Origin of the sequence: Pantoea sp. 1.19, from assembly GCF_001922585.1 — a bacterium.
Taxonomy (GTDB): Bacteria; Pseudomonadota; Gammaproteobacteria; order Enterobacterales; family Enterobacteriaceae; genus 1-19.
Genome location: NZ_MRBS01000002.1, coordinates 240381 through 264692 on the forward strand (window position 1 = coordinate 240381; position 24312 = coordinate 264692).

General features: G+C 59.3%; 20 protein-coding genes. 3 read left to right on the plus strand and 17 right to left on the minus strand.

The features are described 5' to 3' along the window. Nucleotides 1-7 precede the first annotated feature (7 nt). On the plus strand, nucleotides 8-1669 hold the full coding sequence (locus tag BS626_RS05035) for a glucan biosynthesis protein D (RefSeq protein ID WP_075181302.1): 1662 nt from the start codon (nucleotides 8-10) through the stop codon (nucleotides 1667-1669). Here the strand turns inward: BS626_RS05035 and BS626_RS05040 are convergent. The 17 genes from BS626_RS05040 to lrhA all read right to left on the minus strand — a co-directional run bounded on the left by BS626_RS05040 (nucleotide 1662) and on the right by lrhA (nucleotide 21402). Beyond that, nucleotides 1662-2147 (minus strand): GNAT family N-acetyltransferase, encoded by a 486-nt coding sequence (locus BS626_RS05040; protein WP_075181303.1) that lies wholly within the window; start codon nucleotides 2145-2147, stop codon nucleotides 1662-1664. The two genes, BS626_RS05035 and BS626_RS05040, sit on opposite strands and share 8 nt — an antisense overlap. 26 nt (nucleotides 2148-2173) lie before the next feature. Continuing rightward, complete coding sequence (locus tag BS626_RS05045) at nucleotides 2174-3292, minus strand: MFS transporter (RefSeq protein WP_075181304.1); 1119 nt, start codon at nucleotides 3290-3292, stop codon at nucleotides 2174-2176. Then, a complete protein-coding gene (locus BS626_RS05050) occupies nucleotides 3289-4653 on the minus strand; it encodes a hypothetical protein (protein ID WP_075181305.1) in 1365 nt (454 codons plus the stop codon). The genes BS626_RS05045 and BS626_RS05050 overlap by 4 nt, the downstream gene beginning before the upstream one ends. A 124-nt stretch (nucleotides 4654-4777) precedes the next feature. After that, entirely contained in the window at nucleotides 4778-6235 is a 1458-nt protein-coding gene (nuoN, locus tag BS626_RS05055; protein WP_075181306.1) for an NADH-quinone oxidoreductase subunit NuoN, read from the minus strand. Between the two features lie 6 nt (nucleotides 6236-6241). Then, a complete protein-coding gene (gene nuoM / locus BS626_RS05060) occupies nucleotides 6242-7762 on the minus strand; it encodes an NADH-quinone oxidoreductase subunit M (protein ID WP_075181307.1) in 1521 nt (506 codons plus the stop codon). A 104-nt stretch (nucleotides 7763-7866) separates the two neighbouring features. After that, on the minus strand, nucleotides 7867-9705 hold the full coding sequence (nuoL, locus tag BS626_RS05065; protein ID WP_075181308.1) for an NADH-quinone oxidoreductase subunit L: 1839 nt from the start codon (nucleotides 9703-9705) through the stop codon (nucleotides 7867-7869). Beyond that, nucleotides 9702-10004, minus strand: coding sequence for an NADH-quinone oxidoreductase subunit NuoK (gene nuoK, locus BS626_RS05070; protein WP_075181309.1), 303 nt, complete (start codon nucleotides 10002-10004; stop codon nucleotides 9702-9704). Before nuoK ends, nuoL begins: the two co-directional genes overlap by 4 nt. After that, nucleotides 10001-10549 (minus strand): NADH-quinone oxidoreductase subunit J, encoded by a 549-nt coding sequence (gene nuoJ / locus BS626_RS05075; RefSeq protein WP_075181310.1) that lies wholly within the window; start codon nucleotides 10547-10549, stop codon nucleotides 10001-10003. The genes nuoK and nuoJ overlap by 4 nt, the downstream gene beginning before the upstream one ends. Before the next feature lie 10 nt (nucleotides 10550-10559). Then, nucleotides 10560-11102, minus strand: a complete 543-nt coding sequence (gene nuoI, locus BS626_RS05080) for an NADH-quinone oxidoreductase subunit NuoI (protein WP_075181311.1) — start codon at nucleotides 11100-11102, stop codon at nucleotides 10560-10562. A gap of 13 nt (nucleotides 11103-11115) precedes the next feature. Next, nucleotides 11116-12093, minus strand: coding sequence for an NADH-quinone oxidoreductase subunit NuoH (nuoH, locus tag BS626_RS05085; RefSeq protein WP_075181312.1), 978 nt, complete (start codon nucleotides 12091-12093; stop codon nucleotides 11116-11118). Continuing rightward, on the minus strand, nucleotides 12090-14813 hold the full coding sequence (nuoG, locus tag BS626_RS05090; RefSeq protein ID WP_075181313.1) for an NADH-quinone oxidoreductase subunit NuoG: 2724 nt from the start codon (nucleotides 14811-14813) through the stop codon (nucleotides 12090-12092). The genes nuoH and nuoG overlap by 4 nt, the downstream gene beginning before the upstream one ends. Before the next feature lie 94 nt (nucleotides 14814-14907). After that, nucleotides 14908-16254, minus strand: a complete 1347-nt coding sequence (nuoF, locus tag BS626_RS05095) for an NADH-quinone oxidoreductase subunit NuoF (RefSeq protein WP_075181314.1) — start codon at nucleotides 16252-16254, stop codon at nucleotides 14908-14910. Continuing rightward, nucleotides 16251-16766: an NADH-quinone oxidoreductase subunit NuoE gene (gene nuoE / locus BS626_RS05100; RefSeq protein ID WP_075181315.1), complete on the minus strand. Its 516-nt coding sequence runs from the start codon at nucleotides 16764-16766 to the stop codon at nucleotides 16251-16253. Before nuoE ends, nuoF begins: the two co-directional genes overlap by 4 nt. Before the next feature lie 2 nt (nucleotides 16767-16768). Then, the gene (nuoC, locus tag BS626_RS05105; RefSeq protein ID WP_075181316.1) at nucleotides 16769-18568 is read right to left on the minus strand and encodes an NADH-quinone oxidoreductase subunit C/D; all 1800 of its coding nucleotides are present in this window, start codon (nucleotides 18566-18568) and stop codon (nucleotides 16769-16771) included. 120 nt (nucleotides 18569-18688) lie between these two features. Beyond that, nucleotides 18689-19366: an NADH-quinone oxidoreductase subunit B family protein gene (locus BS626_RS05110; RefSeq protein ID WP_075181317.1), complete on the minus strand. Its 678-nt coding sequence runs from the start codon at nucleotides 19364-19366 to the stop codon at nucleotides 18689-18691. A 15-nt stretch (nucleotides 19367-19381) separates the two neighbouring features. Then, complete coding sequence (locus tag BS626_RS05115; RefSeq protein ID WP_075181318.1) at nucleotides 19382-19819, minus strand: NADH-quinone oxidoreductase subunit A; 438 nt, start codon at nucleotides 19817-19819, stop codon at nucleotides 19382-19384. 659 nt (nucleotides 19820-20478) lie between these two features. Next, complete coding sequence (lrhA, locus tag BS626_RS05120) at nucleotides 20479-21402, minus strand: transcriptional regulator LrhA (RefSeq protein WP_075181319.1); 924 nt, start codon at nucleotides 21400-21402, stop codon at nucleotides 20479-20481. 970 nt (nucleotides 21403-22372) lie between these two features. Here lrhA and BS626_RS05125 point away from each other — a divergent pair. After that, nucleotides 22373-23596, plus strand: a complete 1224-nt coding sequence (locus BS626_RS05125; RefSeq protein WP_075181320.1) for a pyridoxal phosphate-dependent aminotransferase — start codon at nucleotides 22373-22375, stop codon at nucleotides 23594-23596. Between the two features lie 110 nt (nucleotides 23597-23706). Beyond that, on the plus strand, nucleotides 23707-24306 hold the full coding sequence (gene yfbR / locus BS626_RS05130; RefSeq protein ID WP_075181321.1) for a 5'-deoxynucleotidase: 600 nt from the start codon (nucleotides 23707-23709) through the stop codon (nucleotides 24304-24306). Nucleotides 24307-24312: the final 6 nt, after the last annotated feature.

The window sequence follows — 24312 nt, forward strand, 5'->3', positions numbered from 1 at the left end:
TTCTGGTATGAATCGAAGACTGTTTATGAAAGCATCCGTGGCCTGTGCGGCCGTTAGTAGCCTCTCCGGATTCTCCGCACTCTTCTCGCGCTATGCGCTGGCAGAGACCACCATCGCCGACGGGCGGGCCCGCGCCTTTGACTACGATGTGCTGCGTAACATGGCCGCAGACCTCGCCCGACAGCCCTGGAGCGGCGCACCGGGTCCGCTACCGGACACGCTGGCGACGCTCACGCCACAGGCTTACAACGCCATTCAGTACGACGCCAACCACTCGCTGTGGAACGGCAACGGCCCGGATCGCCAGCTGGATGCGCAGTTTTTCCACGTGGGTATGGGCTTTAAGCGCCGGATCCGCATGTTTGCGGTGGATGCCGCCAGCCGCGAGGCCCGCGAGGTGCACTACCGTCCCGAGCTGTTTAATTATCAGAAAACCGCGGTCGACGTGAAGCAGCTGGAAGGCAAAAACGATCTCGGCTTTGCCGGCTTTCGCGTCTTTAAGCGACCGGAGCTGGCGCGCCGCGACATTGTCTCCTTCCTCGGCGCCAGCTATTTCCGCGCGGTGGACGATACCTGGCAATATGGCCTGTCGGCCCGCGGGGTGGCCGTCAACACCTTCACCAACGGCCAGGAGGAGTTTCCGGACTTTACCGCCTTCTGGTTTGAAACGCCCGCGGCCGGTGACACCACCTTTGTGGTCTACGCCCTGCTGGACGGCCCCAGCGTCACCGGCGCCTTTAAATTCACCATCGATTGCGAAGCGCAGCGAGTGGTGATGGCAATCGACAATCACCTGTTTGCCCGCAAAGACATTGCGCAGCTGGGCATCGCACCGATGACCAGTATGTTCAGCTGCGGCACCAACGAGCGCCGGATGTGCGATACCATCCATCCGCAGATTCATGACTCCGACCGGCTGGCGATGTGGACCGGCAGCGGCGAGTGGATTTGCCGCCCGCTGAATAACCCGCAAAAGCTGCAGTTCAATGCCTATCAGGATAATAATCCGCGCGGATTCGGGCTGTTGCAGCTCGATCACAACTTTGACACCTATCAGGATGTGATGGGCTGGTACGATAAACGCCCCAGCCTGTGGGTCGAACCGCAGGGCAAATGGGGCAAAGGCGCTATCAATTTGATGGAGATCCCCACCACCGGCGAAACGCTGGACAATATCGTCTGCTTCTGGCAGCCGGACGAGCCGATCAAGGCCGGTAGCGATCACCACTTTGCCTATACGCTCTACTGGAGCGCCCTGCCGCCGGTGCAAAGCCAGCTGGCGCGGGTGAAAGCCACCCGGACCGGCATGGGCGGCTTTCCGGAGGGCTGGGCGCCGGGCGAACATTACCCGCAGGTCTGGGCGCGTCGCTTTGCCGTGGATTTTATCGGGGGCGATCTTGCCGCCGCGGCGCCGAAGGGCATAGAGCCGGTGATCACCGTCTCTTCCGGCACCGTTAAGCAGGTGGAGATCCTGTATGTTGAACCGATGAAAGGCTTCCGCATTCAGTTTGACTGGTATCCGACCAGCGACGCCAGCGGCCCGGTGGACATGCGTATGTTCCTGCGCGCCCAAGGCGAAACGCTCAGCGAAACCTGGCTCTATCAGTACTTCCCCCCGCCGGCCGAAAAGCGCCGCTACGTGGACGATCGGGTGATGACCATCAGCTGAGCCTGCCGGGTGGGATCTGCCCGTCGGGTGCAATGCGCAGCATGTCCAGATGCGGGATGTTATCTTCCAGATAGATCTCGCTCTGTGCCGCGAAGCCCAGTCCGGCATAGAATGGCTGCAGGTGCGCCTGTGCCGCCAGCGCTACCGGCCGCCCCGGCCAGTGCCGCTCGCAGCCGGCCAGCGCCTGCTGCATCAGCTGCCGTCCCAGCCCCAGCCCGCGCGCCCGGGGAGCAATCACCACTCGGCCGATCTTCACCGCTGCGCCGTCGCTATCCGGCGCCAGCAGGCGCGCGCAGGCCACCAGCTCACCGTTGCGCCGACCCAGCAGGTGACGGTTCTCCCCGGCCAGATCGGCGCCGTCAAGATCCTGATAGGGGCAGGCCTGCTCAACGATAAACACTGCGTTGCGCAGGGCTAACAGGGCATACAAATCCTCCTTGCTCAGTTCGCGCTGATGCAGGTCGTGCCACTGCAACATAACAGACTCCTTATCCTTTCATCGTTTCAGGTGCGCTGCGGGGAGGCGAACAGTGCCTGCAGGGTAAAGGCGCCGCAGCCGACCGCGGCAAACCACGCCAGCCCGTGCGGGGTCACGGTCATCGCCCAACCGGCCAGCGCCGGACCAATCAGTGCGCCCAGCCCCCACGCTACCGACAGCATCGCATAAACGCCGGCCAGCGTCGCACCCTGAAAACGCTCCCCCACCAGGGTGATGATCAGGGTATAGATCCCAACGAATACGCCCCCCCAAAGAAACAGCACGCTCCACGCCAGCACGGGGTGAGCCAGCACCAGCGGCCACGCCACCGCCCCGAGCGTGGAGATCAGGGCCAGGCCAGTCATCAGCGGACGGCGCGGCAGGCGGTCGGCGAGCCAGCCAATTGGCAGCTGCAGCACAATAGCCCCCAGCAGGAGTACCGCGATCAGCTGCGTCGCCGCTGCCTCTGACCAGCCCAGCGAGATGGCATATATCGCCAGCAGGTTCATGCCGGCGGACTCCAGCGCCGCGTTGAGTAGCGTTGCCCCCAGCGCCAGGGGGATCAGCCGCAGCCAGTGCACCAGTGAGCGGCGCGTCTCTCGTCCGGCGGGCAGTGGCGACAGCCGTACGCTAAGCAGACTGGCAGCAGCCAGCAGCGCCAGCGCCGCGGCGCTGAGAAACGCCGCTGCACCGCCGCTGCCCAACAGGCCGATCAGCAGCGGTCCGAGCGCAAACCCTAACGATAGCATCGCGGTATAGGCCGCCATGGTTCGCGCCCGCTGTGCGTCCACCGCCTGGTGGTTAAGCCAGGTTTCTGCTACCACCAGTATCACCTCGCTGGCCATGCCCACCAGCAGCCGCAGCAGAAACCAGCTCCACAGCGGCAACAGCGGAAACAGTAAAAACAGCACCACCAGCGACAACAGCGCCGTCAGCATCAGCGTTTTGGCCGCCAGGCGGCGGGCCAGCATCGGTAACGCCGGCGCGATCAGCAGGACGCCCAGCGCGTGCATCGCCGCATTGATACCGATCGCCGCTTCGCTGTAGCCCACGGCCGACAGCCTCAGTGCAATCAGCGGCGCGCTAAGGCCGTAAGTCAGGCCGAAGATCGCCACGGTCAGCATCACCGCCAGCGCCGCCCTCAACGACTCTCTCCTCGCCGGCCTTCTGCCTCGGCGATCATGGCGTCTATCTGCCTGATCACCCGCCGCCGTTCCCGCCATGCGGTGCGAAAGCGGCGATACCAGGCCAGCCGCCAGTCGACACCAATCACCCGCTCCAGCAGCACCGCGTAATCCAGCGCCAGCCCGGGCGTCCAGGTCATCGCTTCGGCCCGACCGCGCAGCACGCACAGCAGCCAGAAGCTGGGATTAGCCAGCAGGGTGAACACCGCAAAACGGCGTCCGGCCAGCACGCCTTCCAGCGCAACGTCCAGCGCGTGGATCACCGTCGTTGAGCAGTTGCGCGACGTCAGATTGTACGTGGTATCACTGGCGTACACCTGCCAGTAATTGCGCAGCGCCGCCGCGTTATAGTGCCGGAACGACACCCGCCGATCGGGCGCACACCATCCCGCCACCTCCGTCGCGAAATCCGACAGAAACCGGCCGGCGACATCATTCGCGGTGCTGGCATTCAGGGTTGCGCGAAAATCGACGCTGCTGCGGTCAAAGTCATCCAGCGGATAGTGACTGATATACAGCTGCGGGGGCATGCTCAGCGCGGCGTGCCCGGTGGCAATTGCACCGTTCTTATCGACCGCGGCAATGTAGCGGCCTATCAGCGGACGCCGCTCGCGCAGCTGGTAGGCCCCGGCCGGCGTCCAGACAACCATTTCCAAAGGCGCTGGCGGCGGGGTTGTGGGGAAGTCCGGATGCAAATAGCTCACCTCGCGCCACGGGCGCAGGCTACGATGGCGAAACAGCGGCAGCGTGGTCACCGAGGCATTGGTCGGGAGCCGCCAGACCTGGCGGGCCATTTGTACAATGTGGAGGCCGGAGAGCAGCAGCAGTAGCGAGAAGCAGAGCGGTACCGTGATGTGGTGATGGAACGGCCAGTTGCTGAACACCAGCGCACTGAGCAGGCACTCCAGCGCCCCCAGCGCCATGCCCCGGCGCCAGCCAACGCCGCGCAGCACCAGCGCCGATGCCAGTCGAAACAGGCCGTCGCCGAGAAAAGCGAGCCCAAACAGCAGCGAAGCCACTATGTTGTTGTCCCACATCACGTCCCAGAGTAAAAAAGCCAGCAGAAACAGCGCAATGCCTTTACCGATGCCGGGCAGCCAGACGCGATGCCCGACCAGGATGGCAATGCCAATCTCCACGCATCCGTCCAGCACCAGCAGCACCGCCAGCGTATCCAGCGGCACCGAGAGCAGTCCGTCATTGGCAATATCAATAAAAATCGCCACGCTGAACAGCAGGCAAACGCCACCCAGCGCCGCGAGCAGCTTCCAGCGCCGGCGCAGTACGCTGGCGCCCAGCAGCAGGCAAATCAGTCGAATCATAGCGTTACCGTTAAAAGCCCATATTGACTATAGCCTGGCAACAGTTTGCCGAATGGCCACCCCGTACAGACAAAAAAAATCAGGCCCGCAGGCCTGATTGTTATCACACGGCTGACCGCACGCCTTACATCATCGGCTGCGCCATCTGGACCAGCGATATCAGCGGCTGCGGGTATACGCCGAACAGCAGCACCAGAATCGCTGAGATCAGCACCACGATCCCGCCGGCGGTGGTCGCCCAGTTGTTAGCCGTGTCGCGCTGATGCAGCTCCGGCGGCGCCAGATAGAGGCTCACGGTCACGCGCAGATAGTAATAAAGACCGATGGCCGATCCCACCACTACTGCCGCGGTGAGCCACCACAGCCCGGCGTTAACGCCAACGGCGATCACGTAGAACTTACCGATAAAGCCGAGCGTCATCGGAATACCGGCCAGCGACAGCATCATGACCGTCATCACCGCGGCGAGGATCGGACGGTGCCAGAACAGGCCGCGATAGGAGTAGAGCGAATCGGCGTCGCGCCCGCGATAGGGGCTGGACATCAGGCTGACGATGCCAAAGGCGCCGAGGCTGCTGAACAGATAGCCGGCCAGATAGATCCCAGCGGTCTCGATCGGCAGCTGATGGCTCTGAACCGCGATCAGCGCAATCAGCAAGTAGCCGAGGTGGGCTATCGAGGAGAAGCCGAGCAGGCGCTTGATGTTGCTCTGGGTCAGCGCCATCAGGTTACCGAACAGGATGGAGGCAAAGGCGATCGCGCCCAGCACGGTGCGCACCGATTCGCTGTCTGCCGCCGGGGCATACATAAACAGGCGCATCACCACGCTGAAGATGGCGATTTTACTGGCGGTTGCCAGGAACGCCGATACCGGCGCCGGTGCGCCCTGATAAACGTCCGGTGTCCACAGGTGAAACGGCACCAGCGACAGCTTAAAGCCCAGGCCAACAATCATCAGGCCAATCCCGGTCAGCAGCAGCGGCTGATGCACCAGGCTGTCATTCAGGCTTTTGCCCAGCTCGGCAAAACCGAGGCTGCCGGACTCGGCGTAAACCAGCGCCATACCAAACAGCAGGAAGGACGAGGCGGCGGCCGACAGGATCATGTACTTGATGCTGGCTTCCAGCGAGCGCTTTTCATGAAACGCATAGCCAATCAGGCCAAACAGCGGCAGCGAAATTAACTCAATGCCAAGGAACATCGCCGCCAGATGGTTGGAGCAGGCCAGCAGAATGCCGCCCAGCGAGGCAATCAGCACCAGCAGATAGAACTCATCGCGGTTATCCGGAAAGCCGGCCAGCCACGGGTAAGCAAAGGTACAGGTGGCCAGACTGGCCAGCAGCACCAGGCCGGTGTACAGCATGGCATAGCCATCAACCCGCAGCAGCGGCGTGACGTCCATGGCGCCGGCCTGGCCGACAAACCACAGCGACAGCAGCGCGAGATTTAACCCAATGACCGTCGCGGTCGCGTTGACGAAGTGATTGCGTCGCCACGCAATGAGAAGCATGACCACCACTACCGTCAGGCCGACAATCAGCAGCGGCAGTAGAGCAATCAGGTGTTGTGCAGTTATTGTCATGGCGAATTACAACCCTGTTGTTGAAATTGAAGCGGTGAACCACTGCTGGATATTACTCATGGCAGCATGCGAGGTATCCAGAATGGGCTGCGGATAGACGCCCAGCAGCGTCAGCAGGACCACCAGCACCATAATCATGGAGAATTCACGGGCGCTCATGCCGGGCAGCGGGGCGTCTGATTTCGGCGCACCGTAGTAGGCACGCTGCATCATGATCAGCGAATAGACCGACGCAAAAACCAGGCCGAAGGTGGCAATGACGATGATCGTTGGAGCAACCGCAAAGCTGCCCGTCAGGATCATGAATTCACCAACAAAGTTACCGGTCCCTGGCATACCGAGATTGGCCACCGCGAAGAACAGCGACAGCCCTGGGATCCACTTAATGCGCGCCCACAGGCCGCCCATCTGACGCATATCACGGGTGTGCAGGCGCTCGTAAAGCTGACCGCAGAGGATAAACAGCGCCGCGGCCGACAGGCCATGCGCAATCATCTGTACCACCGCCCCCTGGTAGGCCAGTTGGCTGCCGGTGTAAATAGCAATCAGCACAAACCCCATGTGGGAGATCGAGGTATAGGCGATCAGACGCTTGATATCGGTCTGCGAGAACGCCATCCATGCGCCGTAGAAAATACCGATGATGCCGAGCCACATCGCAATCGGCGCAAACTCCGCCGAGGCATTCGGGAACAGCGGTAGGCTAAAGCGCAGCAGGCCATAGGCCGCCGTTTTCAGCAGGATACCCGCGAGGTCTACGGAACCGGCGGTCGGCGCCTGGCTGTGCGCGTCCGGCAGCCAGCCGTGCAGCGGCACCACCGGCATTTTTACCGCAAAGGCGATAAAGAAGCCCAGCATCAGCAGGTATTCCACGCCGTGCGACATCGGCGTTTTCAGCAGCAGCTCATAGTTAAAGGTCCAGACCCCGGTAGCGCGGTAGTGGACAAACACCAGACCCAGAATGGCGATCAGCATCACCAGTCCGCTCGCCTGGGTATAGATGAAGAACTTGGTCGCCGCAAAGATGCGGGTCTTCCCATCTGAGGAGCTGTGTCCCCACAGCGCGATCAGGAAGTACATCGGTACCAGCATCATCTCCCAGAAGAAGAAGAACAGGAACAGGTCGATGGCGAGGAACACGCCGATCACGCCGCCGAGGATCCACATCAGGTTCAGATAGAAGAAGCCCTGACGCTGAGCGATCTCATTCCACGAACAGAGTACGGCCATTAACCCCAGCAGTCCGGTCAACACCACCATCAGCAGCGACAGGCCGTCCAGCGCCAGGTGAATGGTGATGCCAAAGCGCGGGATCCACTGGCAGATGAACTCCGATTGCCACTGCGGCAGACCGGTCGCCTGAGTCAGGCTGTAGCCGCCCTGCATCCACAGTTGCAGACCCAGTACCAGCGTCAGGCCCATGGTGATCAGCGCAATCCAGCGCGGTACGCGCGTACCAAAGCGTTCAAACTGCCAGCACAGCAGACCGCCGATAAAGGGGATGAGTATTAGCCAAGGCAATAACATGGCGGGTATTTCCCTTCTTTTTACTCCTGAGTGGGCGCCAACGCCCGCCTCAGGATATGAATATTACAGTGTCCGGGGGCCAAAACCCCCTCGCTCACAAACCCTTAAACCGCCATCATCAGCGCCAGTACCAACACGGCACCGATGCCAACTGAGGCCACATACCAGCGCAGATAGCCGCTTTCACCCAACAGCAGCGCCTTCCCGGCCGCACGCGACAGGATTGCCGGCGCGTTCAGCAGGCTGTTCAACGGATCGCGCTTCAGCAGGCGCGCAATCAGCAGATAAGGCTGGACGAACACCTTGTCATACAACCAGTCGAAGCCCCAGGCGGCAAACCACCAGGTGCTGAAGAAGCGGCCGATCGGACTGTTGGCCACGCGGGTCACCAGACGACGCTTGCCCAGCCACAGCACGGCGGCCAGCAGGACGCCGGTCAGGGCGATAGTGCCGGAGATAATCTCCAGCGTCAGCACCCGGCCGTGCGCCAGCTCGGTGGTGGCCGGCAGGACGCCGCCCAGCGGCTGCACAATCATCGCGCCGACGAAAGTCGAGAGGATCATCAGCACGATAAGCGGCAGATGGTGAGTGATGCCCTTACCGGCATGCGCATGGATCTTCTCTTCACCGTGGAAGGCGATAAAAATCATGCGGAAGGTATAGAGCGAGGTCATAAAGGCCCCGACCAGACCGGCAACCATCAGGTTAATGTGACCATTGGCCAGTGCCCCGGCAAGGATCTCATCCTTACTGAAGAAGCCGGCGGTCAGCAGCGGCAGCGCGGAGAGCGCAGCCCCGCCGACGAGGAAACAAACGTACACCAGCGGGATGCTTTTGCGCAGGCCGCCCATTTTAAAGATGTTTTGCTCGTGGTGGCAGGCGAGGATCACCGAACCGGATGACAGGAACAGCAGCGCTTTAAAGAACGCGTGGGTCATCAGGTGGAAAATCGCCGCGTCCCAGGCCTGTACGCCCAGCGCCAGGAACATGTAGCCAATCTGGCTCATGGTCGAGTAGGCCAGCACGCGCTTGATGTCGGTTTGCACCAGCGCCGAGAAACCGGCCATCACCAGTGTGACGGCGCCGACGATCCCCACCAGATGCAGCACCTCCGGGGTCAGCAGGAACAGGCCGTGGGTGCGGGCAATCAGGTAGACACCGGCGGTCACCATGGTCGCGGCGTGGATCAATGCTGAAACCGGCGTCGGACCGGCCATGGCGTCCGCCAGCCAGGTTTGCAGCGGCAACTGCGCCGATTTACCCACCGCGCCACCCAGCAGCATCAGGGTCGCCCACTGCAGCAGGCTATTGTCCGCAGCAAAGTGCTGCGGCGCCAGTTCCACCATTTCGCGGAAATTCAGGGTGCCCAGCTCGTTCCACAGAATAAACAACGCAAAGGCGAGGAATACATCCCCTACGCGAGTGATGATAAAGGCTTTCATCGCCGCCGCGCCGTTGTTCGGATGGGTATAGTAAAAACCGATCAGCAGATAGGAACACAGCCCTACCCCTTCCCAGCCGAGGTACATCAGCATCAGGTTATCGGCCAGCACCAGAACAACCATGCTGGCAATAAACAGGTTAGTGTAGGCGAAGAAGCGTGAATAGCCCTCCTCACCGCGCATGTACCAGGAGGCAAACATGTGGATAAGGAAACCGACGCCGGTTATCACTGACAGCATGGTTAACGACAGGCCATCCAGCGTCAGGTTGACGCCGATATGGTAGTTGCCTACGTTCATCCAGGTCCACAGCGCCTGGTTGTACACCTGCTGACCGTTATGGAAGAAGTCGATCCCGACATTGAGGGTCACCAGCGCCGCCAGCCCTACCGAGCCGATGCCCACGGTGGCGGCCAGGTTTTCTGACCAGCGACCGCGGGAAAAGGCCAGCAAAATAAAGCCGATCAGCGGGAACAATATGGTTAAGTAAAGAAGGTTCATCCGCGCATCTCACTCACTGTATCAATGTTCAGGGTCTGACGACGGCGATGAAGCTGGAGCAGCAGCGCCAGGCCAATACTGGCCTCGGCCGCCGCCAGGCTGATGGCAAGGATATACATTACCTGACCGTCCGCCTGGCCCCAGTAGCTCCCCGCCACCACGAAGGCTAACGCCGCAGCGTTAATCATGATTTCGAGACTTATCAACATAAACAGTAAGTTACGACGAATAATCAACCCTGTCAGTCCGAGAACAAACAGGATTGCCGCAAGAATAAGTCCGTGTTGTAGTGGGATCATACCCGGTCCTCCTGATGGCGCTTCGCATCCGCTTCACGCTGGCTAATCACTTCGCCGATGCGGTCTTCCCGACCAACGTGGAACGCCACCACCAGCCCGGCCAGCAGCAGCATCGACGCCAGTTCAACCGCCAGCACGTATGGACCGAACAGGCTGATACCGACCGCCTTCGCATCGATCATCGTGCCATCGATCCCTTGGTCGTTTACCGACAGGATGCCGTGGACCACAATAGCCAGCAGCGCCAGCGCCAGCACGCCCGGTCCGACCCACAGTGAGGGCTTCAGCCAGTCGCGCTCCTGATGTTCAGTGCTGCCGAGATTCAGCATCATCACCACGAACACGAACAGCACCATGATAGCCCCGGCGTAGACGATGATCTCCAGCGCACCGGCGAAATAGGCCCCGAGAGAAAAGAATACCCCGGCTACCGCCAGCAGTGAGATGATCAGGTACAGCAGCGCATGCACCGGACTGGTATGCGTAATCACCCGCAGCGTGGTGAGTACCGCAATCAGTCCACAAAGATAAAACGCTAATTCCATGCCTGGCTCCTTAAGGTAACAAGCCTTTGACGTCGATCGGTTTCGCTTCGCTTTCCGCGTCGCCCTTGTCTTTTCCGTCGATCGCCATCCCCGCCATCCGGTAAAAGTTATACTCCGGGTATTTACCCGGACCGGAGATCAGCAGGTCCTCTTTTTCGTACACCAGATCCTGACGCTTAAATTCACCCAGTTCAAAATCCGGGGTCAGCTGGATAGCGGTGGTCGGACAGGCCTCTTCACACAGTCCACAGAAGATGCAGCGCGAGAAGTTGATGCGGAAGAACTCCGGATACCAGCGGCCATCCTGCATTTCGGCTTTTTGCAGCGAAATACACCCCACCGGGCAGGCTACGGCGCAGAGATTACAGGCCACGCAGCGCTCCTGGCCGTCCGGATCGCGCGTCAGTACGATCCGTCCGCGATAGCGCGGCGGCAGATAAACGGGTTCCTCCGGATACATCTGGGTTTCACGCTTGGCAAACGCGTGCATCCCAATCATCCAGATACTGCGTACTGTCGTGCCAAACCCAACGACAATATCTTTTAACGTCATTTTGCTAACCCCTTTACTGCGCGTTGTACAGAATCACTGCGGCGGTCGCCAGCAGGTTCAACAGCGTCAACGGCAGACACACTTTCCAGCCGAAGGACATAACCTGGTCATAACGTGGACGCGGCAACGCAGCACGAATCAGGATGAACATCATCATGAAGAACGCCGTCTTCAGCGCAAACCAGACGAACGGTGGCAGCCACGGGCCGTGCCAGCCGCCAAAGAACAGCGTAACGATCAGCGCAGACACCGTGACGATACCGATATATTCACCGACGAAGAACAGACCGAACTTCATCCCGGCATATTCGATATGGTAACCGTCCGCCAGCTCCTGCTCGGCTTCCGGCTGGTCAAACGGATGGCGGTGGCAGACCGCGACGCCGGCAATAGCGAAGGTCAGGAAGCCAAAGAACTGCGGAATGATGTTCCACAGATGTGCCTGACTGTTGACGATGTCCACCATGTTGAAGCTGCCCGCCTGCGCAACCACGCCCATCAGCGACAGGCCGAGAAACACTTCGTAGCTCAGGGTCTGCGCCGAGGCGCGCATCGCGCCGAGCAGCGCATATTTGTTATTGCTCGACCAGCCGGCAAACAGCACGGCGTATACCGCCAGGCCGGCCATCATCAGGAAAAACAGCAGCCCGATGTTCAGGTCAGCCACGCCCCAGTTTGGGGTGATCGGCACAATCGCAAACGCCAGCAGCAGCGAAGTAAAGGCAATCATCGGCGCCAGGGTGAAGATCACCCGGTCGGTAAACGGCGGGATCCAGTCCTCTTTAAAGAACATTTTGATCATGTCCGCCACCAGCTGGAGCGAACCGCCCCAGCCGACCCGGTTGGGTCCGTAGCGGTTCTGGAACAGCCCCAGCAGGCGGCGCTCGCCAAACGACATAAAGGCGCCGCAGATAACCACCACCAGCAGAATAACGATCGCTTTCAGCACGGCAATCAGACTGTCGATTACCTCGGGTGTTAACCAACTCATTGCGCAGCCTCCTGCAGGGAATCAAGGGTGACGCCGGCCAGATACGGCGGAACGCCCGGCATCCCCAGCGGCAGTCCGACCTGTCCTGCCTGCAGCGCATCCGACAGGCGAACCGGCAGAGAAAGCGTCAGCCCGGCGGCGCGCAGCGTCAACTGGCTGTCCGCGTTGACCCCCAGTCTGGCCGCATCGACCGGATTGACGACAGCGTACGGCTGCGGCATGCGGCTCTGCATCACCGGCGCGCGCTGCGAGAGCTCCTCGCTGCCGAACAGGGTGAAACACGGCGCCACTCGCCAGCGCTCGCCGCCGACAAATGCCTCAGGGATCCCGCTGAACCAGTCCAGCTGGCCGGTGCCGGCTTCAAACAGGCGCACGCCCGGATCGCCATTGCGCAGGTGGCCGCCCACTTCAGCCTGGAATTTGTTCCACGCCTGCGGGGAGTTCCAGCCCGGTGCCCAGGCAAACGGAATCTGCGAGCGCGGCGCTTCCGGCTGGTTGTTCCCTTCCATCGAGAACGCGAACATGGTGTCGCGATCCTGCGTCTGCCGCGGTTCATGCACGCTGATATTCGCGCGCATGGCGGTACGGCCGCTGGAGCGGTGCGGTGAACGTGCCAGCTTCTGACCGCGAATGCGGAACGTGGCATCCGGCGCCGCGTCCTTGATCGCCGCCAGCTGCGGCAACGCCGCGATGCAGGCATCAATCACGTGGTCAAGCTGGGTCCAGTCCATTTCGCGACTCTCGACCGTGCTGTGCAGCGAGTGCAGCCAGCGCCAGCTTTCCAGTACCTGAACCTGGGGATTGTAGAAGGCCGGATCGTACACCTGGAAGTAGCGCTGGGCGCGTCCCTCCTGGTTGATCACCGTGCCGTCACTTTCAGCAAAGCTGGCGGCAGAGAGCACCAGACCCGCTTTATCGCTGGTGTCCGTGCGTTGATGATCGAGAACAATCACATTCGGGGTGTGTTTTAACGCCGCGTCGACGCGCGCCGCCGGCGCCTGGCGATAGAGATCGTTCTCCATCACAATCACCGCGTCCGCCGCACCGCTCGCCAGCTCATCCAGCGCCTCATCCAGCGTTTTCCCGCCGATCATTCCGAGGCCAACGCTGTTAACCGCATCGGCAATCAGGCTGATACCTACGTCGGCACCGCGGCCTTTTAAGGCTTTGGCAACGTTGGCCGCGGCCTCAATCATCGCGGTTGAACCGGAGTGGGTACCGGAGATGATCAGCGGCTTTTTCGCCCCGGCCAGCGCCTGCACTACCACGTCGATTTTGCCCGCCAGTTCGCGACTGATGCCGCTGACCGCCGGCGCGCTATCGTCCAGCGCATGGGCGATAGCGAAGCCGAGACGCGCCTGATCCTCCACCGGAGCGCGGTAGCTCCACGCGGCGATATCATCAAGGCGCGTACTGTCGACGTGGGTGACAAACAGCGGATGTTTAGCGTGCTGACCGATATTCATGATCGCGGCGATCTGCCAGTCCGCCACTTTCTGCGCGGCGGCCATGTCGCGGGCCTTGCCCTTCACCGCCTGGCGCACCGCCAGCGCGATGCGCGCGCCGACCTGCGTCAGATCTTCGCCCAGCACCAGCACGGCGTCATAGCTTTCCATCTCGCGCAGCGCCGGCGTATGGATGCCTCCATCGCGCAGCACCTGCAGCATCAGCGTCAGCTGCGCCTGCTCATTTGCCGGCAGACCGGTTGAAAAATTCTCGGGCCCGACCAGCGTCCGCAGCGCGTAGTTGCTTTCGAGGCTGGCGCGCGGCGACCCGATACCAATGATTTTGTTTGCCTGACGCAGCACATCCGCCGCCCCCTGCATCGCCTGCTCGGCATTGAGCGCCACCCGGTCGTCTCCGCGACGGGCCTGCGGCTGACGTGGGCGGTCCGCAAGGTTGACGTAGCCGTAGCCAAAGCGGCCACGGTCGCAGAGGAAATAGTGGTTTACCGAGCCGTTATAGCGGTTTTCGATGCGGCGCAGCTCTCCGTAGCGCTCGCCCGGGCTGGTGTTACAGCCGACGCTGCACTGCTGGCAGATGCTCGGGGCGAATTGCATATCCCATTTACGGTTGTAGCGCGCGGAGTGGGTTTTGTCGGTGAACACCCCGGTCGGACAAATTTCGACCAGGTTACCGGAGAACTCGCTCTCCAGCGTGCCATCTTCCGGACGGCCGAAGTAGACGTTGTCGTGCGCGCCGTATACGCCCAGGTCGGTGCCATCAGCGTAATCTTTGTAATAACGCACGCAGCGATAACAGGCGATACAGCGGTTCATTTCATGCGAGATGAACGGCCCCAGTTCCTGGTTACGGTGGGTACGTTTAGTAAAGCGATAGCGGCGGAAGCTGTGGCCGGTCATCACCGTCATATCCTGCAGGTGACAGTTACCGCCCTCTTCGCACACCGGGCAGTCGTGCGGATGGTTGGTCATCAGCCACTCGACCACGCTTTCACGAAACTCGCGCGCTTCGCCATCATCGATAGAGATGAAGGTGCCGTCAGAGGCCGGAGTCATGCAGGACATGACCAGACGCCCACGGGTATCTTCGGCATTTTGATACTGCTTCACCGCGCACTGGCGGCAGGCACCGACGCTCCCCAGCGCCGGATGCCAGCAGAAATAAGGAATATCAAGGCCGAGGGAGAGACATGCTTCAAGCAGGTTATCCGCCCCGTTCACTTCATACTCTTTACCGTCTACATGGATTGTAGCCATAGTGAACATGCTTCCGTAAGGCCCGCCTTGCAGCGGGCGTTAAACACAATGCTTTTTCTGTTCCGTAGCCCGCAGCCCACTGGCTGCGGCGCGGTTACCAGCGGGCTTTCAGCAGGTTAGGCTGAATACCGCCAATCGCGCGGGCGTTGCTCAACGTCTGCGGGGCGATACCGGCTTCAAACTCTTCACGGAAATATTTAATGGCGCTTTGCAGCGGCTCAACGGCACCCGGCGCGTGTGCGCAGAAGGTTTTACCCGGGCCGAGCTGACGGCAGAGCTGCTGCAAGGTTTCGATATCGCCCGGCTGCCCCTCGCCGCGCTCCAGCGCGCGCAAAATCTTCACGCTCCACGGCAGGCCATCGCGGCACGGCGTGCACCAGCCGCAGGACTCGCGGGCAAAGAACTCTTCCAGGTTGCGCACCAGTGATACCATGTTGATCTCGTGGTCAACCGCCATCGCCAGCGCCGTGCCCAGACGGCTGCCCGCTTTACCGATGCTGGCAAATTCCATGGGCAGATCGAGGTGCTGCTCGGTCAGAAAGTCGGTCCCTGCCCCGCCGGGCTGCCAGGCTTTAAATTTCAGGCCATCGCGCATGCCGCCGGCATAATCTTCGAGGATCTCACGGGCGGTGATACCAAAAGGCAGCTCCCAAACGCCGGGGTTTTTCACCCGACCGGAGAAGCCCATCATTTTGGTGCCGGCATCGTCGCTCTTCGACAGGCCTTTGTACCACTCCACGCCGTGGGCGAGGATAGCCGGGACGTTAGAGAGGGTCTCCACGTTGTTCACGCAGGTTGGCTTACCCCATACGCCGGCACTGGCCGGGAACGGCGGCTTGGAGCGCGGATTGGCGCGGCGTCCTTCGAGCGAGTTGATCAGCGCGGTCTCTTCGCCGCAGATGTAGCGGCCGGCACCGGTATGCACAAACAGCTCAAAATCAAACCCGGTACCGAGAATGTTTTTACCGAGGAAGCCGGCGGCTTTTGCTTCTTCAATCGCGCGGCGCAGGTGCACCGCCGCTTCAATATATTCGCCACGCAGGAAGATGTAGCCGCGGTAGGCTTTCAGCGCGAAGGCGCTGATCAGCATCCCTTCTACCAGCTGATGCGGCATCTGCTCCATCAGCAAGCGGTCTTTATAGGTGCCCGGCTCCATCTCATCAGCGTTACACAGCAGGTAACGGATGTTCATGGATTCATCTTTTGGCATCAGGCTCCATTTCAGGCCGGTGGAGAAGCCCGCCCCGCCGCGGCCTTTTAATCCGGCATCTTTCACCAGATTGACGATTTCGTCAGGCGCCATGCCTTTTAACGCCTTTTCCGCCCCGGCATAGCCGTTTTTGCTGCGGTACTCATCGAAAAAAACCGGCTGCTGGTCGTCACGCATACGCCAGGTCAGTGGATGGGTCTCCGCAGTACGAATGATCTGTTTGGCTGTCATTGATACTGCTCCAGTAAAGTCGCGATGCCATCCGGGGTCAGGTGGACGTGGGTATCTTCGTCAATCATCATGGACGGACCCTTATCGCAGTTGCCGAGGCAACAGGTCGGCAGCAGAGTAAAGCGACCGTCACCGGTAGTCTGGCCCGGTTTGATCTTCAGCTGCTGCTCCAGCGCCGCCTGAATGCCCTGATAACCGGTGATGTGGCACACCACGCTGTCGCAGTAGCGAATCACGTGACGCCCCACCGGCTGGCGAAAAATCTGGCTGTAAAAGGTGGCCACGCCCTCAACGTCGCTGGCGGGGATCCCCAGTACCTCGGCAATGGCGTGAATAGCGCCATCGGGTACCCAACCGCGCTGCTTCTGCACGATCTTCAACGCCTCAATCGAGGCGGCGCGTGCGTCTTCATAATGGTGCTTTTCGTGTTCGATGGCATCACGTTCTGCCGCGCTGAGCACGAAAGCCTCACTGTCATCGATCGTTTCAATCGCAATACGTTGATCGTGCATAGTTAGCGGTCCACATCTGACATTACAAAATCGATACTACCGAGGTATACGATCAGGTCGGATACCAGGCAGCCGTTGATCACCGAAGGGATCTGCTGCAGGTGCGGGAAGCTGGGCGTCCGCACGCGGGTGCGATAGCTCATGGTGCTGCCATCGCTGGTCAGGTAGTAACTGTTAATTCCCTTCGTCGCCTCGATCATCTGGAATGATTCGTTGGCGGGCATCACCGGTCCCCACGACACCTGCAGGAAGTGGGTAATCAGCGTTTCAATATGCTGCAGCGTACGCTCTTTTGGCGGCGGCGTAGTCAGCGGATGATCCGCCTTGAACGGGCCTTCCGGCATATTGTTAAGGCACTGCTCAAGAATACGCAGGCTCTGGCGCATCTCTTCCATTTTCAACATGACGCGCGAGTAAGCATCGCTGATGCCGTCGCCGACCGGGATCTCAAAGTCGAAGTTTTCGTATCCGGAATAAGGACGCCATTTTCGCACGTCAAAATCCAGACCGGTGGCACGCAGGCCGGCACCGGTGGTGCCCCAGGCCAGCGCTTCCTGCTGGTTGTACGCCGCAACGCCCTTCGAGCGGCCAATCAGCACGCTATTTTTCAGCGCGGCAGTTTCATACTCTTTCAGGCGCTTAGGCAGCCAGTTGAGGAACTCGCGCAGCAGCCGCTCCCAGCCCTTCGGCAGATCGTGTGCTACGCCGCCGATGCGGAACCACGCCGGGTGCATACGGAAGCCGGTGATCGCTTCCACCACGTCATAAATTTTCTGACGATCGGTAAAGGCGAAGAACACCGGGGTCATCGCGCCGACGTCCTGAATAAAGGTCGAGATATACAGCAGGTGGCTGTTGATGCGGAACAGCTCGGAGAGCATCACGCGGATCACGTTAACGCGATCCGGCACCACGATGCCCGCCAGCTTCTCTACCGCCAGCACGTAGGGCATCTCATTGACGCAGCCGCCGAGGTATTCGATACGGTCGGTATACGGAATGTAGCTGTGCCAGGACTGGCGCTCACCCATTTTTTCCGCGCCGCGGTGGTGATAGCCCACGTCCGGCACGCAGTCGACGATCTCCTCGCCATCGAGCTGCAGAATGATGCGGAAAGCCCCGTGCGCTGACGGGTGGTTCGGCCCGAGGTTGAGGAACATAAAGTCTTCATTGGCCGTGCCGCGTTTCATGCCCCAGGCTTTCGGATTGAAGGTCATCGCCTCCATCTCCAGATCCTCTTTCTGCTTGGTCAGCACATAAGGATCGAATTCGGTGGCGCGCGCCGGGTAGTCCTTACGCAGCGGATGCCCTTCCCAGGTCTGCGGCATCATAATGCGGGTCAGATGCGGGTGACCGGTAAAGGTGATGCCGAACATTTCCCAGGTCTCACGCTCATACCAGTTGGCATTCGGAAACAGTTTGGTCAGAGTGGGCAAGTTCAGATCGTTTTCGGACAATGCCACCTTGAGCATAATGTCGCGATTGCGTTCAATGGACAGCAGGTGGTAGAAAACAGAAAAGTCCGCCGCTGGCAAGCCGTTGCGGTGGGTGCGAAGACGCTCGTCCATGCCATGCAGATCATACAGCATCACATAGGGTTTTGGCGCTTTACGCAGGAAGGTCATGATCTCCAGCAGCTGTTCGCGCTTGATCCAGACCACGGGGATCCCGGTGCGGGTAGCCTGTACCGTAAAGGCGTCAGGTCCAAAGCGATTACGCAGCTCACCGATCACCGGGTCATCCAGATGATCGCGGGTTTGCCATGCTGGCTGAGCGAGCTCTTGCGCGTTCAAATCAGTCATAAATTACTCACCATTCTGGCCTGCAGACAGGCGCAACGTCGTTGGCGTCGGGGCGCGCTTCACCGCATAAATTGTGCTCTTTTTGCGCGATGAATCGGGTGGCGCCCCGAAACGGATTAATTACACTTCATCAGGGGTACGGAGGTTGGTCACCGCGATGCGCTCTTCGCGTTTACGTTCGCGCTCGGACTGCATGTTCGCGCGATAAACGCCCTGATCGCCGACGACCCAGGAGAGCGGGCGACGCTCTTTGCCAATCGACTCCCGCAGCAGCAACAGCGCCTGCATATAGGCCTCCGGACGCGGCGGGCAGCCGGGAATATACACATCGACCGGCAGGAATTTATCCACGCCCTGCACCACCGAGTAGATGTCGTACATCCCGCCCGAGTTGGCGCACGCGCCCATTGAGATCACCCACTTTGGCTCCAGCATCTGGTCATACAGCCGCTGAATCACCGGCGCCATTTTGGTAAAGCAGGTTCCCGCCACCACCATAAAGTCTGCCTGACGCGGCGAGGCACGTAATACCTCAGAACCAAAACGCGCCACGTCGTGCACGGCGGTAAAGGCAGTGGTCATCTCCACGTAACAGCAGGAAAGGCCGAAGTTATACGGCCACAGGGAATTTTTACGGCCCCAGTTCACCATGTCATGCAGCGCGTGTTCGAGTTTCCCCATATACACACTGCGGTGAACATGCTGCTCCAGAGGATCGGTCACGATCTCCTGTTTTTGTAGGGGGTAACGGTCGTTCTCACCACCGTTCGGGTCTATGCGGGTGAGCGTATAGTCCATCTGAATGCCTCGCTTTTACTGCGTATGATGGTTGGTGTGCGAACCGGGGGATTTCACCACGACGCGGCGCGAACGCACCGGCGTCCAGTCCAGCGCGCCAATACGCGCGAGGTAAACCAGTCCGGCTAACAGCACCAAAATGAAAATAGCGGCTTCTGCGAAGCCCACCCAGCCGCTTTCGCGGATAGAGGCTGACCACGCATACAAATAGAGGGCTTCTACGTCAAAAATGACGAAGAACATGGCGACCAGATAGAACTTGGCAGACAGGCGTAATTTTGTCGTACCCACCGGCGCAGCGCCGGACTCGAAGGGGGTATTTTTGTAACGTCCGCGGGCGCGACCGCCTAAAAACCATGCTCCCGCCAACATCGCGCAGCACATACCCACGGCGACGACCAAAAATACAGCGAATGCCCAGTGATGAGCGATGACTTCTGTGGTTGTTGACATACTCTCTGCTTACTCATCAAAAGTGGCGCTATGCGTCCTGCTGTAATTATGTTCTGGCAGTTCCACACCACATCGATTGAAGGGAAGGATAAAAAACCGTATAAACGCTACTGTTATTCTGTTTAAGCAGCAATTTTATGGGGTTTTTTACTCCTTTCTATAACCTTTTGTCAACTTTGACAAAAGTATCCACACACTATTTTACACCCGCATCATTTTATTAACATATGGTGCCTGAAAACCAGGCTAAATCGAGTCAGTTACTCACCAGCAGGATGCCAGGCAGGCTTTACGCCCCCGCTGAAATGTGTCCACAGCGCAGGTATTTTGACAGGATCACACGGCTTTTCCTGTACCTTTACAGGGTTATTTTTTTGATCTGGCACACACTTCAGGCCTTTTTGGTTAAAAAACAACCACCCCCCTTCCGGTGTCTTGCTGCTTTTTATTCGCGCGATTCGCGCAAAAAAAAAGCCTGACCTCCCTACCGGGCCGAGCGCAGGGCCGCTGACGCCGCCGGTCACCACCGTTCCGGCTCACCGGCTTTAAGCATAGGCAAAAAAAAACGCCTTTTGCCGTGTTAACACAACAAAAAGCGTTTTTGTTCCGGTTTATATCCTGCTCACCTCGATCGAAAAGCGTCAGGCGCCGGATATCCGTTACTCTTCTTCATCTTCAAAGGCGTTTTCCTGCGGCGTGAGCGACAGGTTATAGGGATCGTTGCTGGCTTCCATTGCGTTAAAAATGGCGATGGCCAGCTCGTTGTCGCTTTCCGGGTTGCGACACAGCAGATACTCCGTGTCGGGCAGTACCGGCAGGCCTTCCACTGCTCCCATTACCCGCAGCTCGGGACTCATCATCTCTACCGGACGCGCGGTAACGCCCAGACCGGCTTTGACCGCGGCGCGCACGGCGGCCAGCGTGGAGGCCACATAGGAGATGCGCCAGGGGATCCCCGCCTCGTTCAGGTGATCGATGGCCATATCGCGATACGGGCTGGGTTCGTCCAGCAGCACCAGCGGAATCGCTTCTCCCGGTTGGAAAATATAGTCGGCGGCGCAGTACCACAGCGTCGGTGAAGTCCGCAGCACCTGCGAGGTAAAGTGTCCCGGGCTGGAGGTGGTGACCACCAGATCGACTTCATTTTGATGCAACATTTCCATCATGAAGGGCTGGCGTTTCACCCGCACGTCGATCGCCAGCTTGGGGTAGACCGAGGTGACGCGATTGAGCAGGAACGGCAGGATGGTATCCGACGTGTCATCTGAAGCCCCGATTGTCAGTACCCCCTGAACATTGCTGTACATCAGCGACGTACAGGCCTCATCGTTAAAGCGCAAAATTTTGCGGGCATAGCCCAGCAGCTGAATGCCGTGCTCGGTCAGCAGTTTATTACGACCATGGCGGGCAAACAGCTCTTTGCCCACCAGCTGCTCGAGGCGCTGCATCTGCTGGCTGACGGCAGACTGGGTACGGCACACCGCGGCGGCGGCGGCGGCAAAGGTGTTGAGGTCAGCAACCGCGACAAACGTTCTGAGCAGATCGAGGTCAAGGTTCAGGATCGGACGATTTGCGTTAGTCATATTATGTTCTTCACTTTATAAGATTTTTAACAACTACTACCCTGGTGTTTCCCCGCGGTCACAACGGTGACCGATGGGTTGCGCCGCCCGCCGCCGGTTGGGCGGGCATGCGGCAATGCTGGTTGTCATCCCCGCCCGCGCCGTTGCCAACGGCAACAGACCGTGGCCCCGGCGCGTTATCGTCGCGCGGTCACTACACAGTGACGAAAACGCGACGGATTAATCCATTAGCCACGCAGGTGCAGCGTGACGCAGATAGCGGGAGGACAGCGCCCGCTATACGGCGGGATAATGAGAAGGTAAGGCGATGGTTTCGGCGTAAAATCAATTATCAGTATGCTGCAATTACCCGGCAAAATATTAAACAAAACTTAATTAAAACCGACTTAATTTGCCAGTCGAATTTTTAGCGAAAACTGCCCTACACTCCGACAATGCTACTGCTCTCTATCCTGCCACACTGGCGGCTACTTTTTAAGCCTTTCCGACCGGATTCTTTTCAGTAAAGCAGGATTTTATTGGCCATGTCGCAGGAATTTACATATCTCGAGATAAAATTGATGGGTACTGACCGGGATGGGATAAAATTCAGACGCCAGATAAGAATAAGACGCAAGTCCCACAGCGCTATCCGCGCCGGTGGTTCGCGATATCGCCGGCCTTTTTTTGTAAGCTATGATTAACTGTTTCACCGTGCACCGATCGAACCACACCGCGGCACGACGCGACCGGTGATGCCGCCGCGGCGGCATCACGCGCAAAGACAGATTATTATTTTTTTAAACACCATTAATTCAGAACATTAGCTTGCTTTATTGAGCAATCCATACATCAATCGCTGGTCAGGGGAAGAAAAACCTGTAGAAGCACCAAAGCCTGGCGCAGCCCTTCAAAACCCCTGACCAGAGGAGTACATTAGGCGGGTTTCGATTCCACGGCAGGAATACACCACAAGTCAAAGGCGATACTGATGACCCTCCCCCTGATTGAAAAATCCAGCAAGCTGGACAACGTCTGTTATGACATCCGCGGCCCGGTGCTGAAAGAAGCCAAACGGCTGGAAGAAGAAGGTAATAAAGTCCTCAAGCTCAACATCGGCAATCCGGCTCCGTTCGGCTTTGAGGCCCCTGATGAAATTCTGGTGGACGTGATTCGGAATCTGCCCAGCGCTCAGGGATACTGCGACTCGAAAGGGCTCTATTCTGCGCGCAAAGCGATCATGCAGCACTATCAGGCGCGCGGCCTGCGTGATGTCACCGTCGAAGATATCTATATTGGTAACGGCGTGTCTGAGCTGATTGTGCAGTCGATGCAGGCCCTGCTGAACAGCGGCGATGACATTCTGGTTCCGGCGCCGGACTACCCGCTATGGACCGCGGCGGTCTCTCTCTCGGGCGGTAACGCCGTGCACTACCTGTGCGACGAGTCCGCCGGCTGGTTTCCGGACCTCGCCGATATCCGCAGCAAAATCACCCCGCGCACCCGCGGGATTGTGATAATCAACCCCAACAACCCCACCGGTGCCGTTTACAGTCAGGCGCTGCTGATGGAGATTGTTGAGATCGCGCGCCAGCACAACCTGATCATCTTTGCCGACGAGATTTACGACAAAATTCTGTATGACGCCGCGCAGCATCATTCGATCGCTGCTCTCGCACCGGACGTCCTGACCATCACCTTCAATGGCCTGTCAAAGACCTACCGCGTGGCCGGATTTCGCCAGGGCTGGATGGTGCTTAGCGGACCGAAACACCATGCCAAAAGCTATATTGAAGGCCTGGAAATGCTCGCCTCCATGCGCCTGTGCGCCAACGTGCCGGCGCAGCACGCCATCCAGACCGCACTGGGGGGCTATCAAAGCATCAGCGAATTTATCGTTCCCGGTGGCCGGCTGTATGAACAGCGCCAGCGGGCGTGGGAACTGATCAACGATATTCCCGGCGTCAGCTGCGTGAAGCCGGACGGTGCGCTGTATATGTTCCCGCGCATTGATCCGAAGAAGTTTAACCTGCACGACGATCAGAAAATGGTGCTCGACTTCCTGCTGCAGGAGAAAGTGCTGCTGGTGCAGGGAACCGCCTTTAACTGGCCGTGGCCGGATCACGTTCGTATCGTTACGCTGCCGCGGGTTGACGAACTCGACATGGCAATCCAAAAATTTGGCCGCTTTCTCGAAGGCTATCGTCAGGCCTGATCGCCGCGCTATACTGAGGACCGTCGCCTCCCTGCCCTGCGCGGGGAGGCCGGTTGTCACTCTGACGGCGCTGCGGCGTCGCCACCCGCTGTAAGGAATCCGCCGTTCCCATGACCGAGAGCCATTTTTTTGCCCACCTGTCCCGCCTGAAGCTGATAAACCGCTGGCCGCTGATGCGCAACGTGCGCACGGAGAACGTCTCGGAGCACAGCCTGCAGGTCGCCCTGGTTGCCCACGCGCTGGCGGTGATTAAAAACCAACAGTTTGGCGGTGAACTGAATGCGGAGCGCATCGCACTGATGGCCATGTATCACGATGCCAGCGAAGTGCTCACCGGCGATCTGCCAACGCCGGTGAAATATTTCAACGCGCAAATTGCTCACGAATATAAAAAAATTGAGCAGATCGCTCAGCAGAAACTGGTGGAAATGCTGCCCGAGACGCTACAGAACGCGTGGCGACCGCTGCTCGACGAGAAGTATCACAGCGCGGAGGAGACCGCGCTGGTAAAACAGGCGGATGCCCTGTGCGCCTATCTTAAGTGTCTGGAGGAGCTCTCCGCCGGTAATAATGAATTCCGCCTGGCAAAAGCGCGTCTGGAAAAAACCCTGACACAGCGTCGCTCGCCAGAAATGGACTACTTTATGGCGGTGTTTGTCCCGAGCTTCACCCTGTCGCTGGATGAGATTTCTCAGGACTCACCGCTGTGATCCTCA

What these genes read in the sequence shown, in the direction of transcription:
- BS626_RS05115 (WP_075181318.1), bottom strand. Translation starts at nt 19,819, where the DNA reads ATGTCAACAACCACAGAAGTCATCGCTCATCACTGGGCATTCGCTGTA.
- BS626_RS05110 (WP_075181317.1), bottom strand. Translation starts at nt 19,366, where the DNA reads ATGGACTATACGCTCACCCGCATAGACCCGAACGGTGGTGAGAACGAC.
- nuoC (WP_075181316.1), bottom strand. Translation starts at nt 18,568, where the DNA reads ATGACTGATTTGAACGCGCAAGAGCTCGCTCAGCCAGCATGGCAAACC.
- BS626_RS05050 (WP_075181305.1), bottom strand. Translation starts at nt 4,653, where the DNA reads ATGATTCGACTGATTTGCCTGCTGCTGGGCGCCAGCGTACTGCGCCGG.
- lrhA (WP_075181319.1), bottom strand. Translation starts at nt 21,402, where the DNA reads ATGACTAACGCAAATCGTCCGATCCTGAACCTTGACCTCGATCTGCTC.
- nuoI (WP_075181311.1), bottom strand. Translation starts at nt 11,102, where the DNA reads ATGACGTTAAAAGATATTGTCGTTGGGTTTGGCACGACAGTACGCAGT.
- nuoN (WP_075181306.1), bottom strand. Translation starts at nt 6,235, where the DNA reads ATGACAATAACTGCACAACACCTGATTGCTCTACTGCCGCTGCTGATT.
- BS626_RS05125 (WP_075181320.1), top strand. Translation starts at nt 22,373, where the DNA reads ATGACCCTCCCCCTGATTGAAAAATCCAGCAAGCTGGACAACGTCTGT.
- nuoJ (WP_075181310.1), bottom strand. Translation starts at nt 10,549, where the DNA reads ATGGAATTAGCGTTTTATCTTTGTGGACTGATTGCGGTACTCACCACG.
- nuoH (WP_075181312.1), bottom strand. Translation starts at nt 12,093, where the DNA reads ATGAGTTGGTTAACACCCGAGGTAATCGACAGTCTGATTGCCGTGCTG.
- yfbR (WP_075181321.1), top strand. Translation starts at nt 23,707, where the DNA reads ATGACCGAGAGCCATTTTTTTGCCCACCTGTCCCGCCTGAAGCTGATA.
- nuoF (WP_075181314.1), bottom strand. Translation starts at nt 16,254, where the DNA reads ATGACAGCCAAACAGATCATTCGTACTGCGGAGACCCATCCACTGACC.
- BS626_RS05035 (WP_075181302.1), top strand. Translation starts at nt 8, where the DNA reads ATGAATCGAAGACTGTTTATGAAAGCATCCGTGGCCTGTGCGGCCGTT.
- BS626_RS05040 (WP_075181303.1), bottom strand. Translation starts at nt 2,147, where the DNA reads ATGTTGCAGTGGCACGACCTGCATCAGCGCGAACTGAGCAAGGAGGAT.
- nuoG (WP_075181313.1), bottom strand. Translation starts at nt 14,813, where the DNA reads ATGGCTACAATCCATGTAGACGGTAAAGAGTATGAAGTGAACGGGGCG.
- nuoL (WP_075181308.1), bottom strand. Translation starts at nt 9,705, where the DNA reads ATGAACCTTCTTTACTTAACCATATTGTTCCCGCTGATCGGCTTTATT.
- nuoE (WP_075181315.1), bottom strand. Translation starts at nt 16,766, where the DNA reads ATGCACGATCAACGTATTGCGATTGAAACGATCGATGACAGTGAGGCT.
- nuoK (WP_075181309.1), bottom strand. Translation starts at nt 10,004, where the DNA reads ATGATCCCACTACAACACGGACTTATTCTTGCGGCAATCCTGTTTGTT.
- nuoM (WP_075181307.1), bottom strand. Translation starts at nt 7,762, where the DNA reads ATGTTATTGCCTTGGCTAATACTCATCCCCTTTATCGGCGGTCTGCTG.